The 17,695-nt window shown below is 45.4% G+C and carries 15 protein-coding genes, 1 pseudogene and 3 riboswitches; of the genes and pseudogenes, 15 read left to right on the top strand and 1 reads right to left on the bottom strand.

Annotated features, from left to right (window positions below; translation table 11 throughout):
- Positions 1-33 precede the first annotated feature (33 nt).
- From ACKVDP_RS04675 to metA, 5 genes and pseudogenes are all read left to right on the top strand, one after another.
- Entirely contained in the window at positions 34-1,284 is a 1,251-nt protein-coding gene (locus ACKVDP_RS04675; RefSeq protein ID WP_409227646.1) for a hypothetical protein, read from the top strand.
- Between the two features lie 128 nt (positions 1,285-1,412).
- Positions 1,413-1,778 carry an ArsR/SmtB family transcription factor gene (locus ACKVDP_RS04670; RefSeq protein WP_409227645.1) on the top strand — a complete coding sequence of 122 codons (366 nt, stop codon included), beginning with the start codon at positions 1,413-1,415 and terminating at the stop codon, positions 1,776-1,778.
- A gap of 53 nt (positions 1,779-1,831) precedes the next feature.
- Positions 1,832-3,919, top strand: a pseudogene (locus ACKVDP_RS04665) (heavy metal translocating P-type ATPase); the annotation flags it as partial.
- Between the two features lie 67 nt (positions 3,920-3,986).
- A riboswitch (SAM riboswitch) is annotated at positions 3,987-4,087 on the top strand.
- A 75-nt stretch (positions 4,088-4,162) separates the two neighbouring features.
- Positions 4,163-5,446, top strand: coding sequence for an O-acetylhomoserine aminocarboxypropyltransferase/cysteine synthase family protein (locus tag ACKVDP_RS04660; protein WP_409227644.1), 1,284 nt, complete (start codon positions 4,163-4,165; stop codon positions 5,444-5,446).
- A gap of 17 nt (positions 5,447-5,463) precedes the next feature.
- Positions 5,464-6,390, top strand: coding sequence for a homoserine O-acetyltransferase MetA (gene metA, locus ACKVDP_RS04655; RefSeq protein ID WP_409227643.1), 927 nt, complete (start codon positions 5,464-5,466; stop codon positions 6,388-6,390).
- 52 nt (positions 6,391-6,442) lie between these two features.
- Here the strand turns inward: metA and ACKVDP_RS04650 are convergent, their stop codons facing one another.
- Positions 6,443-6,640, bottom strand: a complete 198-nt coding sequence (locus tag ACKVDP_RS04650) for a cold shock domain-containing protein (RefSeq protein WP_409227642.1) — start codon at positions 6,638-6,640, stop codon at positions 6,443-6,445.
- A 296-nt stretch (positions 6,641-6,936) separates the two neighbouring features.
- Here ACKVDP_RS04650 and ACKVDP_RS04645 point away from each other — a divergent pair, with 296 nt between their 5' ends.
- The 10 genes from ACKVDP_RS04645 (at position 6,937) to purD (ending at position 17,544) form a co-directional block, all read left to right on the top strand.
- Positions 6,937-7,941: a hypothetical protein gene (locus ACKVDP_RS04645; protein WP_409227641.1), complete on the top strand. Its 1,005-nt coding sequence runs from the start codon at positions 6,937-6,939 to the stop codon at positions 7,939-7,941.
- Positions 7,942-7,957: 16 nt separating this feature from the next.
- Positions 7,958-8,608, top strand: coding sequence for a class I SAM-dependent methyltransferase (locus tag ACKVDP_RS04640; protein ID WP_409227640.1), 651 nt, complete (start codon positions 7,958-7,960; stop codon positions 8,606-8,608).
- 148 nt (positions 8,609-8,756) lie between these two features.
- A riboswitch (purine riboswitch) is annotated at positions 8,757-8,858 on the top strand.
- Positions 8,859-9,023: 165 nt separating this feature from the next.
- Complete coding sequence (locus ACKVDP_RS04635; protein ID WP_409227707.1) at positions 9,024-10,310, top strand: NCS2 family permease; 1,287 nt, start codon at positions 9,024-9,026, stop codon at positions 10,308-10,310.
- A 12-nt stretch (positions 10,311-10,322) separates the two neighbouring features.
- The gene (locus tag ACKVDP_RS04630) at positions 10,323-11,009 is read left to right on the top strand and encodes a phosphoribosylaminoimidazolesuccinocarboxamide synthase (protein WP_409227639.1); all 687 of its coding nucleotides are present in this window, start codon (positions 10,323-10,325) and stop codon (positions 11,007-11,009) included.
- Positions 10,992-11,091, top strand: a riboswitch (purine riboswitch). It overlaps the preceding gene by 18 nt.
- Positions 11,092-11,253: 162 nt before the next feature.
- A complete protein-coding gene (gene purE, locus ACKVDP_RS04625) occupies positions 11,254-11,733 on the top strand; it encodes a 5-(carboxyamino)imidazole ribonucleotide mutase (RefSeq protein ID WP_409227638.1) in 480 nt (159 codons plus the stop codon).
- 14 nt (positions 11,734-11,747) lie between these two features.
- Positions 11,748-13,094 (top strand): amidophosphoribosyltransferase, encoded by a 1,347-nt coding sequence (gene purF, locus ACKVDP_RS04620; RefSeq protein WP_409227637.1) that lies wholly within the window; start codon positions 11,748-11,750, stop codon positions 13,092-13,094.
- Between the two features lie 21 nt (positions 13,095-13,115).
- Complete coding sequence (gene purM, locus ACKVDP_RS04615; RefSeq protein ID WP_409227636.1) at positions 13,116-14,150, top strand: phosphoribosylformylglycinamidine cyclo-ligase; 1,035 nt, start codon at positions 13,116-13,118, stop codon at positions 14,148-14,150.
- On the top strand, positions 14,138-14,767 hold the full coding sequence (gene purN, locus ACKVDP_RS04610) for a phosphoribosylglycinamide formyltransferase (protein ID WP_409227635.1): 630 nt from the start codon (positions 14,138-14,140) through the stop codon (positions 14,765-14,767). Before purM ends, purN begins: the two co-directional genes overlap by 13 nt.
- Positions 14,748-16,280 carry a bifunctional phosphoribosylaminoimidazolecarboxamide formyltransferase/IMP cyclohydrolase gene (gene purH, locus ACKVDP_RS04605; RefSeq protein WP_409227634.1) on the top strand — a complete coding sequence of 511 codons (1,533 nt, stop codon included), beginning with the start codon at positions 14,748-14,750 and terminating at the stop codon, positions 16,278-16,280. Before purN ends, purH begins: the two co-directional genes overlap by 20 nt.
- Before the next feature lie 10 nt (positions 16,281-16,290).
- The gene (gene purD, locus ACKVDP_RS04600; protein WP_409227633.1) at positions 16,291-17,544 is read left to right on the top strand and encodes a phosphoribosylamine--glycine ligase; all 1,254 of its coding nucleotides are present in this window, start codon (positions 16,291-16,293) and stop codon (positions 17,542-17,544) included.
- Positions 17,545-17,695 lie beyond the last annotated feature (151 nt).

Below are 17,695 nucleotides of genomic sequence, written 5' to 3'. Positions count from 1 at the left end.
CATAAGAACTACAAAAGAAAAGGGGAGATACATATGAAAAGAGTATTGGTGGCATTGATTCTAGTATTGGCAATGTTCTCTACAACCATAGCATCGGCTGCTCCAGAGACTCCGGCAGGAGAGTACTGGGCGGACCTGAAGGCAATGTATGAAGAATGGACAGCAATGGAAGGCGAATCAGACATGAAGATAACCATAGCAGTTCCTGAAGAGGAGCCAATGGTGTTTGATGTCAATGTAAAGTCCGTTGGGAACATGGAAAACATGACGACTTCAATGGAAATCGTGGTTACAACTGAGGATCCAGAGCTTCAGATTCCTTTGATTCATATGATGACTGTGGGAGGTGACATATACCTTAACACTGAAATCATAAAGTTCATTGCAGAGAAGATGGAAATGGAAGAAATGGTCCAGATTGAAGAGGATTATGTTATGCTCCAAGGGGGAGAAGAGGTACCTCAGTTCAACAAGCAATACCTGATGGATGTTCTGGAATTTGTTGAGAACATGGAGCTTGATTTTGAACTGGACATGACAAAGGAAGGAAACACCTACACACTTAACATTGACTCAGATCAATTGGTGGACCTATTCGATACCTACATGAAGTTCTCCCTTGAGAACTCTGCAGAGCTGATGGAGCTTTCCGGTCAGGAAATGGAAATGGAGCTGACAGAGGAGGAAATCCAGGAAGCCTTGGCAATGTATGAGGAAGTTTTCGCACCGATGCTTGAGACTGCAAGGGAAGCAATAAAGGGAAGCTACTACAATCAGGTTACCACAATAACCGATGAAGAATACGACGAAGAGGCGAAGCTGTATGTTACAACTCCAATGGGAGAAATCATTGTGGAGATGGTTTCCACAACAGTGAGACTTGATGACTATACACTGGAACTGCCTGAGTCCGTCAAGATTTACACTCAGGAGGATTTGACAAACCTTCTTATGGGGAGCATGGGTCTTCCTGTAGAAGGCGGAAATCTAGCAGCGATGCTTGATGTTGACCAGGATATGTACATGATTATAACGGAAACAGAGGTCATTCAGGGCGAGGTTGAAATAACAATTTCCCAGGAAGGTCTTTCATACATGAGCATAAAGGATGCTGTTGAGATATTCGGTGTTGAAATGGAGCCATCAGATGAACTGATGCATATCAGGGAGCTTGACAACCACGGTTTTGACATTAAGTGGAACGAGCAGCTGAGAATGATTGAGGTTTATGTTGAAATGCCTGAGCCTGCTTTTGAGGAGCTACTGGAAGAAACAGTAGAATAATTTAATTAAAGAACCGTCTCCAATGGGAGGCGGTTTTTTTGTGCAAAATTATCTTGCAATATGCCCTTTCAGGTAGTAGAATATACTTGAACATATGAACAGGTATTCATATGAAAGGAGTTGAACAGATGAGTGCAGATAAGAATATTGCAGTGTGTGACTGTACGGTTATACATGAGGAAACAGTAAACAGGGTCAAGAAGGAAATGCCTGATGACCAGCTTCTGGACAGGTCTGCGGATTTCTTCAAGGTTGTGGGAGACAGAACCAGGATACGGATTCTTCACGCATTGTTCCAATCGGAGATGTGTGTGTGCGATATAGCTGTCCTTCTGGAAATGAACCAGTCGGCAATTTCCCATCAGCTCAGGGTACTTAAGCAGGCAGGGCTGGTCAAGTACAGAAGAGAGGGAAAGATAGTTTTCTATTCCCTGGATGACGAGCACGTAATGAACATATTGGATCAGGGATTGGTCCATGTAGGACATAAATAGGTGGAGGCATAGATATGAACAGAATTGAATTTTACCTGGAGGGCATGGACTGAGCCAACTGTGCTTCTAGGATAGAGGCAAAAATAAAGCAGTTACCGGGGGTTTCTGATGCCTCCCTTAACTTTATCAATAAGACACTGAAGGTTGACCATGAAGGTGATTCCCATGAGATGGGGGATCAAGTCAAAAAAATCGTACTCTTCTTTGAGCCTCATGTGAGAGTTTTGGGAAGGGAGGATGATCGTGACCATAGCCTTGACAATGGAGAGGGACCTGGAAAGAGCCATGGTCACAAGCACCAGGGTTCGAAGGATATGCGGGGGGTTATGATTGGAACAGTCCTATTTGCGGCTGCCCTGCTGCTTCCGCTGGAAGGGATTCCAATACTGATGCTATACCTTGGTGCCTACCTTCTCATCGGTGGGGAGGTAATCCTTAGGGCGTTCAGAAATCTTGCCAGGGGTCAGGTTTTCGATGAGAACTTCCTGATGACAATTGCTACAATGGGAGCCTTTGCCATAAACGAATATCCTGAGGGAGTTGCAGTTATGATATTCTATCAGGTGGGAGAATTTTTCCAGGACTATGCGGTAAACAAATCAAGAAGATCCATTGCCCAGCTGATGGATATCAGACCGGACTATGCAAATCTGGTGGATGGTGGTGAAGTCAGGAAGGTGGATCCGAAAAAGGTTAAAAAGGACGACCTAATTGTGATTCGTCCAGGGGAAAAGGTGCCCCTTGACGGACTTGTAATGGAGGGCTCCTCGTCAATGGATACTGCAGCCCTTACAGGGGAATCTATTCCAAGGGATGTAGTAGCAGGGGATTCCGTCCTGAGTGGCTTCATAAACAGACAGGGATTGTTGAAGGTAAGGGTGGAGAAGGAATACAATGAATCAACTGTTTCAAAAATTCTTGACCTGGTTGAAAATGCAGCCTCCAAGAAGGCTCCAACTGAAAACTTCATCACCAGATTTGCCCGGTATTACACACCTGCTGTGGTATTCTTTGCTTTGGGGTTGGCCATTATCCCGCCACTTGCAATTGAGGGGGCGCTGTTTTCCGACTGGATATACAGAGCTTTGATTTTCCTTGTGGTATCCTGTCCATGTGCACTTGTGATATCCATTCCCCTGGGATTCTTTGGAGGGATAGGAGGAGCTTCAAGACATGGGATACTTGTCAAGGGAGGAAACTATCTTGAGGCCTTGAACTCGGTATCCACCGTGGTGTTTGACAAGACTGGGACCCTGACAGAGGGAGAGTTCCAGGTGGTCCAGGTGGTTTCAAAAGGCAGGATGACAGAAGAGGAGCTCCTCCAGCTGGCAGCCCTGGGAGAAAGTCACTCCTCCCATCCAATCGCACAATCTGTACTGAAGGCAAACAAGCTGGAGCTGGACCGGGGTCTTTTGCAGGATTACAAGGAGCTGGCAGGGCTTGGGATACTTGCACATGTTGATGGAAGGGAGTTGCTTCTGGGGAATTCGTCCCTTTTCAAGGAGAAGGGGATCGGGACTGAAGCAGAGGATAACGGCAAGACCATAATCCATATTTCCATAGATAAGGAATACCAGGGCTATATACTCATAGCCGACAAGATCAAGGAAAAATCAAAGCTGGCCATTCAAGGACTCAAGGACCGTGGGGTTGAGAATGTTGTAATGCTAACTGGAGACAGAGACCAGGTGGCCCTCCAGGTTGCTGAAGACCTTGGCATAGACAGTGTGTATTCGGAGCTGCTGCCCCAGGATAAGGTGGCTGTCATAGAGGAACTGACAGCAGGTCTAGGGAAGAACAAGAAACTTATTTTTGTGGGGGACGGGATAAACGATGCTCCAGTCCTTGCCAGGGCGGACATAGGGGTGGCAATGGGAGCCCTTGGATCTGATGCGGCAATTGAGGCTGCGGACATAGTCCTTATGACCGATGAGCTTTTGAAGCTACCCTTGGCCCTTGACATCGCTTCCTGGACCAGGAGAATCGTATGGCAGAATATCTTCTTTGCACTGGGAGTTAAGGGAATCGTCCTTATAATGGGAGCCTTTGGAATTGCAACCATGTGGGAGGCGGTTTTTGCTGATGTGGGTGTTGCCCTTATAGCGGTCCTTAATGCCATGAGGGTTTTGAGACACGCCTAAAAAATATCCTTGACAAGGAAAACAAAAGGGTATAGAATCGAATGAAATACTAAAAATTAATAATTGTAGCTTATCAAGAGAAGTGGAGGGAATGGCCCTGTGAAGCTTCGGCAACCTACGCAAATGCGCAAGGTGCCAATTCCAACAGTTAATACTGGAAGATAAGGAGAAAAGGTAATTGCCGCTTCTTATTGAAGCGGTTTTCTTTTTTGTTTGACAAGTTACAGTTAGAAGGAGGAAGACATGAAAAAATATTCAACAGAAACACAATGCGTACAGGGAACCTACAAACCTAAAACAGGACAGCCAAGGGTGCTGCCGATTGTTCAAAGTACGACCTACCAGTACTATGACTCGGATGATGTGGCAGACCTTTTTGACCTGAAGAGTGCCGAGCATATGTACTCCAGAATCAGCAACCCCACAGTTGCTGAATTTGAAAGCAAGATGGCCCTTCTGGAGGGTGGCGTGGGGGCAGTGGCCGCATCTTCGGGACAGGCTGCAACAACATTGGCCATCCTTAACATCTGCAGTGCGGGAGACCATATAATCGCCGCTTCAACCATATATGGAGGGACCTTCAATCTTCTTGGAGTGACATTGAAAAAGCTTGGAATCCAGGTTACCTTTGTGGACCCGGAGGCTTCAGAGGAGGAGATCAGGGCAGCCGGAAAGGATAACACCAAGGCGGTCTTTGGAGAGACAATAGGAAATCCAGGCCTGAACATCCTGGACTTTGATAAGTTTGGAAGGGTTGCCAAGGCCCTGGATGTTCCCTTCATTGTGGATAATACATTGGCAACGCCAGTATTGTGCAGACCCTTTGAGCACGGGGTGGATATAATCATTCACTCAGCGACAAAGTATACCGATGGTCATGCCACAAGCGTGGGAGGGATTGTGATAGACGGAGGAAGCTTCAACTGGGACAACGGGAAATTCCCCGAGCTGGTGGAACCGGATCCAAGCTATCATGGAATAAGCTATGTAAAAGACTTTGGACCAGCTGCTTATATTACAAAGGCAAGAGTCCAGCTCCTGAGGGACTTTGGAATGACCCTAAGCCCCTTCAGTGCATTCCTCTTCCACCTGGGACTGGAAACCCTTCATCTTAGAATGGAAAGACACAGTGAAAATGCACTGGCTCTTGCAAGGTACCTTCAAGGCCATCCTGGAGTTGAGTGGGTAAGCTATCCTTACCTTGAGACCCACAAAACCTACCAAACCGCCAAGAAATACCTCAAGGGTGGAAGCGGAATCCTTACCTTTGGCATCAAGGGTGGAGCCCAGGCTGGAAAGGAGCTTGTTAAGCATCTGGACCTTACAGCCCTTGTGGTACATCTGGGAGATCTTAGAACCAGCATACTGCATCCTGCAAGCACAACCCACAGGCAGCTTACAGAGGACCAGCAGATAGCTGCAGGGGTGAGCCCGGACCTTATAAGGGTATCAGTTGGAATCGAGAACATAGATGATATCATCGCAGACTTTGATAACGCCATTACCCAGGTTGCAGAAATCAATTAGAGGGAGGAGGTTGACATATGCCAGTTGTAATACCGGGGACTCTCCCGGCCTTTGAAATACTAAAAAATGAGAAAATATTCGTAATGGAGGATGCCAGAGCCTACGGGCAGGACATAAGGCCCCTTGAGGTGTGCATAGTCAATCTGATGCCCACAAAGATAGAGACTGAGACCCAGCTCATAAGGATGCTGGCAAACACCCCGCTTCAGATAAACATCCATCTTGTGCACATGAGAACCCATGAATCAAGGAACACCAGACAGGACCACCTTGATAACTTCTATCTGACCTTCCGGGACATCAGGAACAGAAAATTCGATGGAATGATAATAACTGGTGCACCTGTTGAGAACCTTCCATACGAGGAGGTGGACTATTGGGAGGAGCTGGTTCAGCTGATGGAATACTCAAAGGCGAATGTGTTTAGCACCATGCATATTTGCTGGGGTGCCCAGGCAGCACTTTACCACCATTTCGGCCTTGAAAGGCACCGTATGGATAATAAGCTCTTCGGAGTTTTCAAGCATGATGTAACTCCAGTGGGAGGAAGGCTAATGAGAGGATTTGACGATACCTTCTATGCCCCGCACTCAAGGTTTACCCAGATAGATAGGGAGGAGTTTGAGAAGGTTCCCGGAATGAGAATCCTTGCCCAGTCAAAGGAGGCAGGGGTTCACATCTCCTCTATAGCTGACAGGAGACAGATCTTTGTACAGGGTCATGGAGAATACGACAGGGAAACACTTAAGAAGGAATACGAAAGGGATCTCTTAAAGGGTAAGGATCAGCTGCCTGTTAACTATTTCGACAATGACGACCCGCAGGGTGAGATAGAGGTCAAGTGGAAGAGCCATTCACAGCTCCTCTTCTCCAATTGGCTGAACTACTGCGTGTATCAGGAGACACCATATAATATTGAAGAAATGGAACCAATAAAATATTGAGACAAAAAAAAGAAATCCCTGAGCCGTTGGCTCAGGGATTGATTATCGTTGATTAAAGAGTTACGATATTCTCTGCTTGAAGTCCTTTTTGACCTTCTACTACGTCAAACTCTACTTCTTGTCCTTCTTCAAGTGTTTTGAATCCATCTTTTTGAATTTGTGAAAAGTGTGCGAAAACATCTTTTCCGTCTTGTCCTGTGATAAATCCAAATCCTTTTTCTGCGTTAAACCATTTTACTGTACCTTGCATAATGCACCTCCGAAATTTTTTGTTGAATCATCGTAAATAACTAACTAATATAATTTCGTTACAGGTGTACCTCAAGGCACTGCCGCAGGAAATATCTATTGTGTTGCTATTACTCTCAATTCAAGTTCTACTTAAGATTACCACATGCCGGCGTATAATGCAAGCTTTATTTGAAAATATATTCAAAAGCCCTAAACACGTCAAAATTGGGTAAAGTTTACTAAAGGGCTTTAATTTGGTAAAATAGAATAGGAGAGAAATTTTAATATGGAGTATCAAGTGTAAGGAGGAGCCATATGAGTATCGCTGAAGTAGTAAATCGTCACGGGGAGAAATATTCTCCATATCAGGGAAATCTTGTGAATCATCTGCCTATGGGTCAGCTGGCCTACTTCAAGTTGACTGGAGATCTTAAGGGAGCTGATGAATTCACCAGGACATACATTCAGAGAGCCTCCATCAACCCTGTACAGGAGGACTTTCAGAAGTCCGATGATATATGGAAATGTGTAGAGAACAGAGAGGGTTATGAGGCATGCCTGGCTCTTGTGAAAGAGGAGCTTACCCTGGATAACTGGAGGGAATATACCTTCAGGATTTTGGACAAGCTCAAGTTTGGTATGTCATCTGGGCTTTTCCATACACTTATAAGAACTGCATATGCCGTGGAAGGGATGCAGGAGGATAAGGAGTACATCCATGAACTGAGAAGGGCAATCGCATATTACATCACAGGATACAAGGGTGCCGGAGCCTTTGAGGTTTCCATTGAGGGGGAGAGGATCATCCATGAAATGGAGAATCTGTTGAACAACCCCAACATTGGAAGGCTTCTCAAGGAAGAGAAGACCATGGGAAAGAAGCTCAAGGCCCTCTATTCGGACCCCATGTATAACAAGCTAGGTTTTTTGGTGGAAGGTGAACCCCAGGAAAAGATCAGAGCCCTTTTGGACCTTCTGGTTCCTGCCTACAGGGATACTGACAGTATAGTTGTCCTTCACTGCATAACAGGACTTCACGCCTTGGTGGTACTTAAGGATTTCTTTGAGGATTATTCATATGCAATAGATATTATGACAACCTGTATAATCTCACATCTTCTTACGGTGGAAGAATTGAGCGTGAGGGAAGAGGAGGTTGACCTTGTCCAGGAATCCTGGGAGGAGATAGGACTTCTCGCTTCAAAATCCATAGATGTTCACACAATTAAGCTGGCCTACACGGCAGGGCAGATGGACAGGATGTTCAATAAACCACAATTGAAGACCATTGCTCTTAGAAGGATCAAAAAGACCAAATAAGAAACAGGGAGGATAAATGGATAAAGGATGTAAAATTTGCCATAGCCAAACTGAGGAGTTTCACCACGAGAAATTCGGAATGATATTCCATCAGTGTGCAAGCTGTGATTTCATATGGAAGGATTCATCAATCCATGTAGGTCCGGATGAGGAATTTGAGATTTACGAGAACCACAACAATTCAATACATGATAGGAAATATGTCAGGTATCTCAAGGATTTTGTTGATGCCAGTGTAGTTCCCTTCATTGGTGAGGGAAGTAAGGGACTTGATTTTGGAAGCGGTCCAGAGCCCGTGCTTTCAGCCATAATGGAAAGGGATTACGGCTATGACATGGATATTTACGACAAGTTCTATTCAACCCATAGGGTGTATATGGATAAGAACTATGACCTTGTAACCTCAACTGAAGTTGTGGAGCATTTAGATGATCCACTGGAGTATTTTAGTCTGTTTGGGAGGCTGTTAAGGGAGGATGGAATACTTGCCATTATGACCCTTTTTCATCCACAGGACAGGGAAGGCTTCCTGGACTGGTTCTATATAAGGGATGCAAGTCACATATCCTTCTACACCCCAAGGACTTTGGAGGTAATTTCAGACAAGACAGGCCTGGATTTTATCTTTACAGACAATCACAGATATTCAACCTTCAGATTGAAATAAGACAGTAAAAGTCTGAAACCCATAGAAGCCTTGGAAACACGGGGCACTGCTTTGTAGCGCCGCTGTAAACGGCTAAATGGAGACATTTGAATGGAGAATATGTTTTATATTATCTGGTTGACACAGGGAGACCAAACTGTTAAACTCAAAGTGTGAATTAAATATGGCTCATATAGGTCCCATAATACGGTTGGGATGTTTCTAGTTGGTGACCGTTAATCACCACACTATGAGCGAAAGTGTACCTAGGGTTCCGTGAGATTTTCTCAGCAGGTCCGAGCGGTACAGATACATTGCGTGTCACACCGAAGGGATAAAAGCCCAGGCGGGTAGGTTTCGCTAGACCTACCCACCTGGGCTATATTTTTTTCCACGAAAAAATTTTAAGGAGGAACTTTCGTTGGAAAAGTTTTTTATGCTCAAAGAGAACAACACTAATGTAAAGACAGAAATTCTAGCGGGTATCACAACATTCATGACAATGGCCTACATCCTGGCAGTAAACCCTGGAATGCTATCGGCTACGGGAATGGATCCAGGAGGAGTATTCACCGCTACAACTGTATCAGCAATAGTGGCAACACTTATAATGGCCCTTTATGCAAAGTACCCCTTTGCCCTTGCATCTGGAATGGGTCTGAACGCATTCTTCGCATTTACAATCGTACTTGGACCCATGGGAAAATCATGGCAGTTTGCATTGACAGCAGTTTTGATCGAAGGATTAATATTTATACTATTATCAGTATTGAAGGCTAGAGAGGCAATATTCGATTCAATACCTCTAAACCTTAAGCATGCAGTATCAGTTGGAATCGGTCTATTCATAGCATTTATCGGACTAAGCGGTGCCGGCATCGTACGGACAGGTGAGGGAACGATAGTCGCCCTTGGAGAACTGACTTCAGGTCCTGCAGCAGTGGCAATCATTGGAATTATCATTACAGGATATCTTTTATCAAGAAAAGTAAGTGGAGCTATACTGATTGGTATCATAGCAACCACAGTAATAGGAATCCCTATGGGAGTTACAGTTATTCCAGAGGGATTCAGCATTGTTAGCCTTCCGCCATCAGTGGCAGATGTTGCCTTTAAGTTTGTTGGATTTGAGGAGATTTTCTCCCTGGAGATGCTGGTTGTTGTGTTCACATTCCTGTTCGTGGATATCTTCGATACAGTGGGAACCCTGGCGGGAGTATCCTCAAAGGCGGGTATGCTGGATGAAAACGGCAGACTTCCAAGAGTTGGAAAGGCACTAATGGCCGATGCGGTAGGAACAATCGTTGGAGCATGTCTTGGAACGAGTACAGTAACAACATATGTTGAAAGTGCAGCCGGAGTTGCCGAGGGTGGTAGAACTGGTCTTACATCCCTTGCAACTGCAGGAATGTTTGCCATAGCACTTTTCTTTGCACCCCTGTTCACAATGATTCCTGCAGCTGCAACAGCACCTGCATTGGTTATTGTTGGATTGTTTATGATGACACCTATCACAAAGATCAATTTCATAGATTTTACAGAGGCCATACCAGCATTTTTGACAATTGTCATGATGCCGTTTGCATACAGCATTGCAGATGGAATTGTATTCGGAATGGTTTCATACGTAATACTTAAGCTGTTAACGGGACGTACTAAGGAAGTTTCAAAGGTTATGTGGGTACTTGCCCTGTTGTTCGTACTGAAATTCACACTTATCTAGGAGGAAAAAATTATGGAATTTGTTTATAAGGGAAAGACCAAGGATGTATACAAGCTTGAGGATGGGAACTACCTTTTGAAGTTCAAGGATGATGTAACAGGTGAAAACGGGGTATTCGATCCCGGCGCAAACACAGTTGGATTGAGCATAGAGGGTGCAGGCAAGGCTGGACTTAGACTGACCACATTTTTCTTCAAGAAGATGAATGAAAAGGGGATACCTACACATTTTGTGGATTCAGATATAGACAACAACACCATGACAGTACTCCCTGCAAGCCTTTTCGGTAAGGGTGTTGAGGTTATTTGCAGATACAGGGCCGTGGGAAGCTTCCTGAGAAGATACGGAATGTATGCAGAGGAAGGTCAGAAGCTTGACTCATATGTTGAAGTCACACTTAAGGATGATGACAGAAACGATCCTCTAATAACCGACGAAGCACTGGAGATGCTGGGTATTATGACCAAGGAGGAGTACAAGGTTCTTGTTGACCTTACAAAGGAAATAGGAGCTGTTGTAAAGGAAGAGCTTGCAAAGAAGGATCTTGAGTTGTACGATATAAAATTTGAGTTCGGCAGAGTGGGAGAGGACAATCATATTGCCCTGATAGATGAGATATCCGGCGGAAATATGAGGGCCTTTATGGGAGATGAGTACATTGAACCACTTAAGCTTGAACAGATAATGCTAAAAGACTAAACTCATATATGTCCTCTGATAGGGGGAGGACGTTTCTACCAATGACCGTAAATCATTGTCTATGAGAAAGTGTACCTAGGGTTCCGTGAGATATTCTCAGCTGGTCCAAGCGGTACAGATGCCAAAATGGCATCACACCGAAGGGAGAAAAGCCCAGGCGGGTAGGTTTCTTAAACCTACCCGCCTGGGCTTTTATATTTATTGGGTATAAATTAACCGAGAAAATTAAAGGAGGATTCAGGATATGAAGGTAAGCGTAATTATGGGAAGCATATCAGATAAGCCAATCGGAGACAAGGTAATCCAGGTTCTAGAGGATTTTGGTGTTGAGCATGAGTTAAGGGTTATTTCAGCCCACAGAACACCCTATGTTGCCAAGGAGTTTGCAGAAAAGGCTGAAGAGAACGGAACGGAGGTAATAGTTGCAATTGCAGGCAAGGCTGCACATCTTGCAGGGGTCTTGGCAGGACTGTCACCCCTTCCTGTAGTGGGAATACCTGCAAAGTCATCCACAATGGATGGGTTGGATTCACTTCTTTCAGTGGTTCAGATGCCCAAGGGAGTCCCGGTAGCCACAGTTGCAATAGACGGTGGACAAAACGGAGGTCTTTTGGCGTTGCAGATACTATCTGTCAAATATCCGGAGCTGAGAGAAAAATTCAAGGCCTACAAGGTGAAGATGGCTCAGGATACCATAGCTGCAGATCAGCAGCTTAACGGATAAGGGGAGGTTACTTGATGAGTGGTGTTGTCGGAGTTTTCAGCAGTACAAATGAACACGTATCCCCTTATGTCTACTACGGTCTTTATGCAATCCAGCACAGGGGTCAGATCAGCTCAGGTATAGCTGTAAACAACAACGGATTTGTGGACTATGTTAAGGAACTTGGGCTTGTAAATGAGGTATTCAACAATGAGACAATAGATAGGCTGAGGGGAAACATTGCAATCGGTCATGTAAGATATGCAGCCCATTTCGAGGCCAAGAACAAGGCCAACGCCCAGCCCCTAGTGGTTGGCTACAGAAGGGGAGCCCTTGGAATTTGCCTTGACGGAAGCATAGTGAACTTCATGAAGATAAGGGAGGATATGGAGGATGCAGGAGCGATCTTCCAGACCGACCTTGATACTGAGGTGATTGCAACCCTTATAGCCAAGTACCATAAGAATGATTTCAATCAGGCAATGATAGATGCCCTTAAGGATGTGGAGGGTTCCTACGCCCTGGTTGCAATGACCAATGACAGACTTGTGGCCGCAAGGGATCCCCACGGGCTCAAGCCCCTGTCAATAGGTAAAATCGGAGATGACTACATAGTGGCTTCGGAGACAGTTGCCTTTGACACCATTGGGGCAGAGCTGGTAAGGGATGTGGAGCCTGGTGAAATTGTGATGATAGACAAGGATGGACTTACTACCATCCATAAGGATTCTCAAAAAAGAAGCCTTTGCATTTTCGAGCTTGTATACCTTGCAAGACCTGACAGCATAATCGATGACAAAAGCGTTTATATTTCAAGGTCTGAAGCAGGCAAGCAGCTGTACAGGGAGCATCCAACAAAGGCGGACATAGTTATCGGTGCACCTGACTCTGGAATTGTTGCAGCCATTGGATATGCAGAAGCATCTGGAATTCCCTACACTGAAGGGATAATAAAGAACAGGTACGTGGGAAGGACCTTTATAGAGCCCACCCAGGAAATACGGGAGCAGGGTGTAAGGATCAAGCTGAATGCATTGAGGGAAAATATAAAAGGTAAGAGCCTGGTGCTAGTTGATGACTCCATAGTAAGGGGTACAACCATCAAAAGGACGGTCAAAATGCTTAAGGATGCAGGGGCCAGGGAGGTTCATGTGAGGATTTCTTCACCTCCTGTGACTCACAGCTGTTATCTGGGTGTGGATACCCCGTCAGAGGAAAATCTTATTGCAAGCTATATGAGTGTAGAAGAGATCAGGGAAGAGATTGGTGCGGATTCCTTATACTTCATATCCCTGGAAGGTCTTATCAAGGCTGCAGGTGAAGAAAACGGATTCTGTAGGGGATGTTTCTCGGGCAACTACCCTGTTGCCAAGGTGGAATAGAAATTTTAGGAGGGGCTGTTCATGTCTTTAACGTATAAGGATTCTGGAGTTGACAAGGAAGCTGGATATAAAGAGGTCCAGATGATCAAGAAATTTATCGAAAAAACCCATATACCGGGGGTGCTTTCACACCTTGGAGGATTTTCAGGAATGTTTCAATTGGATATTAGTGAAATGAAGGAGCCGGTTTTGGTTTCAGGTACAGATGGGGTTGGAACAAAGCTGAAGCTGGCATTTATGATGGACAGGCACGATACCATAGGTGAGGACTGCGTTGCAATGTGTGCCAACGACATCCTATGTCAAGGAGCCAAGCCACTGTTCTTTCTTGATTATATCGCAACCGGTAAGCTCCTTCCCGAAAAGATGGCCAGTATTGTTGAAGGCGTAGCCAATGGATGCGTCAAGGCGGGCTGCGCCCTTGTAGGTGGTGAAACGGCTGAGATGCCTGGATTCTACCAGGAAGGGGAATACGATGTTGCAGGCTTTGTTGTAGGGGCGGTTGACAAGAGCAGAATCATAACTGGAGAAACCATCCGTCCAGGAGATGTGATTCTGGGACTGCCTTCAAGCGGATTGCACAGCAACGGTTTTTCACTTGTGAGGAAAATTGTCTTTGACAGGATGGGTTATTCAGTGGATACCTATGTGGAGGAACTGGAAAAGACAATTGGTGAGGAGCTTCTTGTACCAACCAGGATCTACAGTAAACAGGTTCTTCCATTGCTCAAAGAATTTGATATTAAAGGCTTAAGTCATATCACAGGCGGAGGCTTCTTCGAGAACATTCCAAGGATGCTGCCTGAAGGGACTATGGCAAAGGTGGATACAGGAGTGATCAAGACTCCGAAAATCTTTAAGCTTCTGCAGGAATGGGGACAGATTGAAGAGGAGGAGATGTATGGGACCTTCAACATGGGTGTTGGCATGGTCCTTGTGGCAGATCCTGATGAGGCGGAAAGAATAGCACATCATCTTGTGGAAAAGGATGAGGAGTTCTATGTCCTTGGAGAGGTTGTTGAAGGAGAAAAGGGAGTAGAGATATGGAAGGTGTAAGGATTGGTGTTCTGGTCTCCGGAGGGGGTACCAACCTGCAAGCCATAATAGATGCCTGCCAGGAAGGTGACATAAAGGGCAGGATTGTTCTTGTGATTTCAAACAAGAAGGATGCCTATGCCATTGAAAGAGCCGCGGAAGGGGGCATAAGGAGCGAGTTTGTGAGCCCTTCGATCTTTAAGGGTGAGGACTATGACAGAAGGCTTATGGAGCTTTTTGAGGAAGAGGGGGTCCAACTGGTTGTTCTTGCAGGCTATCTCAGGGTACTGTCACCACTTTTTATTGATGGATTCAGAAATAGGATAATTAATATCCACCCCTCCCTTATTCCTAAATTCTGTGGCAAAGGCTTCTATGGAGAAAGGGTCCACAGTGCTGTTCTTGAATCTGGAGACAGGGAGACTGGAGCCACTGTTCACATTGTTGATGAGGGAACTGATACAGGGCCCATACTCTTGCAGGAAGTGGTTCCCGTTAGGAAGGATGATACTGTGGAGACACTTAAGAAAAGGGTGCTCCAGGTGGAACATAGAATCCTAGTTAAGGCCCTTGGAGATATGTGCCTTAAGCTTGGAAATGAAAACAATGGAGGTAACCATGAAGCGAGCATTGATTAGCGTATACGACAAGAGAGGAATAGTCGAATTTGCGGAAAAATTGATCCAGATGGATTGGGAGATAATATCCACTGGAGGGACCTACAAGCTCCTGTTGGAGAACGGGATTGAAGCCAGGGAGATAGATGAGATCACAAAGTTTCCAGAAATACTTGATGGAAGGGTCAAGACCCTCAATCCCAGAATACATGGGGGCATTCTTTTTAGGCGGGACAAGGAAGAGCACAGAAGGGTAATCGAGGAAATGGGAATATTCCCAATCCATATGGTTGTTAACAACCTTTATCCCTTTGAGGAGACTGTTGCAAAAAAGGGTGTAGGCATGGAGGAGGCCATTGAGAACATTGACATAGGAGGACCTTCCATGATACGGGCAGCTGCAAAGAATTTCCAGGATGTCACCGTTGTGATAGACCCTGCCGACTACAACCAGGTACTCCTTGAGCTTAGGCAAGGGGGCAACACAAAGCCTGAAACAAGACTGGAGCTGGCAAGGAAGGTCTTCAACTACACAGCCTACTACGATGCCCTCATAGCCCAGTACTTCAATGAGCTTTGCCAGGAGACCTTCCCTGAGTACCTTACCTTGCCATATAAGAAGAAGGATCAGCTAAGATACGGTGAAAATCCACATCAGAAGGCTGCTTTCTATACTGACTACAACCAAACCGAGGGAACCATTGCAGGTGCAGAGCAGCTTCATGGGAAGGAATTGTCCTACAACAACATAAATGATGGAAACGGAGCTATCTCAATTGTGAAGGAATTTGACGAGCCTGCAGCCATTGCGGTCAAGCATGGCAATCCCTGTGGTGCAGGAGTTGGAAAAACAATTGTGGAGGCCTTTGAAAAGGCTTATGAATCAGATACAGAGTCCATATTTGGGGGGATAGTGGCCCTTAACAGGGAGGTAACAAGGGAGCTTGCAGAAAGGCTGTCGAAAATATTCCTTGAGATAATCATAGCACCATCATTTTCAGATGAAGCTCTTGAAATACTTAAGGAAAAAAAGAATGTAAGGCTTTTGCAGATACCGGAGCTGTCAGAATCAAGCTACACCAAGCCCATGACAAAGCAGGTTGAGGGCGGCATGCTCCTGCAGGATAGAAACAGGCTTCTTCTCCAGGATGATATGGAGATAACCACCAAGAGATTCCCCGAGGAGGATGAGCTTGACGACATGGTATTCGCATGGAAGATTGCCAAGCACATATCATCAAACGGGGTTGTCATAGCAAAAAATGGAGCAACCCTGGGAATTGGCCTTGGTGAGGTCAACAGGTTCTGGGCTGTTCAGAAGGCAATAGAAAGGGCTGGAGAGAAGACAAGGGGAGCGGTGCTTGCTTCAGATGGCTTCTTTCCATTCAAGGATTCAATTGAAGCATTGGCCCAGGCTGGAATCTCGTCGGTAATTCAGCCAGGAGGCTCTGTAAGGGATTCGGAGGTTGTAAAGGAAGCAGATCTGAACAAGATGGCCATGGTATTCACTGGAATCAGGCATTTCAGACATTAGGAGGGATTTGATGAAGGTATTGGTAATAGGAAGCGGAGGTAGGGAGCACGCCCTCTGCTGGAAACTGGCTCAGTCAAGAGAAATTGAGGAGCTTTATTGTGCACCTGGAAATGGTGGAACCTCCCTTGTGGCAACAAATGTTCCAATCCAGTCCAATGATCTGGAAAGACTTCTGGAGTTTTCAAAGACCCTTGAAATAGACCTTGTGGTGGTTGGCCCTGAGGAGCCTTTGGTTCTTGGGATAACTGACATGTTTGAGGAGGAAGGTATCAGCGTTTTTGGGCCCGACGCCTTCAGTGCAAGGCTTGAGGGAAGCAAGGATTTTGCTAAGGATTTCATGGTAAGGCACAATATACCCACGGCAAAGTACAAGACATTCACAGAGTACAACAAGGCAATTGAAGGACTCTCGGAATTCTCATATCCCTTGGTGATTAAGGCTGATGGCCTTTGCCTTGGCAAGGGTGTTGTGATATGTGAAAACAAGGAAATAGCCCAACAGACCCTTAAGGAGGTACTGGTGGATAGGATTTTCGGAGATGAGGGACAAAGGGTTGTAATTGAGGAATTTCTTGAGGGCACTGAGGCTTCCCTTCTATGCTTTGTATCCCACAACAGGCTATTTCCAATGGAAAGTGCAAAGGACTACAAGCAGATCTTCGAGGATGACAAGGGACCCAACACAGGAGGTGTGGGCTGCTATTCACCAAGCCCATTTTTCAATGAGGAGTTCAACAGGAAGATAAGGTTGGAGGTGCTTGACAGGATAGAAGAGGGGCTGGAAGCGGATGGGCACAACTTCACGGGGATTCTTTTCATCGGCTTTATGATAAGCCAGGAAGGCCCTAAGGTACTTGAATTCAATGTAAGATTCGGAGACCCAGAGACAGAGGTGGTCCTTCCAAGGCTGGAATCAGACCTGCTGGAGATTTTCATCCACTCAATAGTTGGAGACCTTAAGGAAGACCACATGACCTGGAAGGAGGAAGCCTGCATGACTGTGGTATTGACATCAGGTGGCTATCCGGGCTACTATAAGAAGGGCTACAGAATCTATGGCCTGCCTTATCCTGATGAGGATATCATGGTATTTCACAATGGAACAAAAATAGAAGGTGAGCATTTTGTAACCAATGGCGGCAGGGTGCTTTCAGTTACCTGCACTGGAGAAATGAGCCATGCCAGGGAGAAGATATACCAGGCGATCGAAGGGATCTCCTTCAAGGACATGGGTTATAGACGGGACATTGGTCTGTTCAAGTAATTAGTAAATTATTTAACAATTAAAAATATTTCAAATTCAGCTCATATCTGCTATAATAGTAGTAGTATGAGCTTTTTCCATTCCAAATTAAAAACATTCCAGCTATAAACTTATGCTCTGGTGGGTATAAATATAAGAGTTGGACATACTA

The organism is Gudongella ferriphila (genome assembly GCF_046224405.1).
Taxonomy (GTDB): domain Bacteria; phylum Bacillota; class Clostridia; order Tissierellales; family Tissierellaceae; genus Gudongella.
Note: the sequence above shows the minus strand (reverse complement) of the source record. Positions and strands in the feature narration are given on the sequence as shown.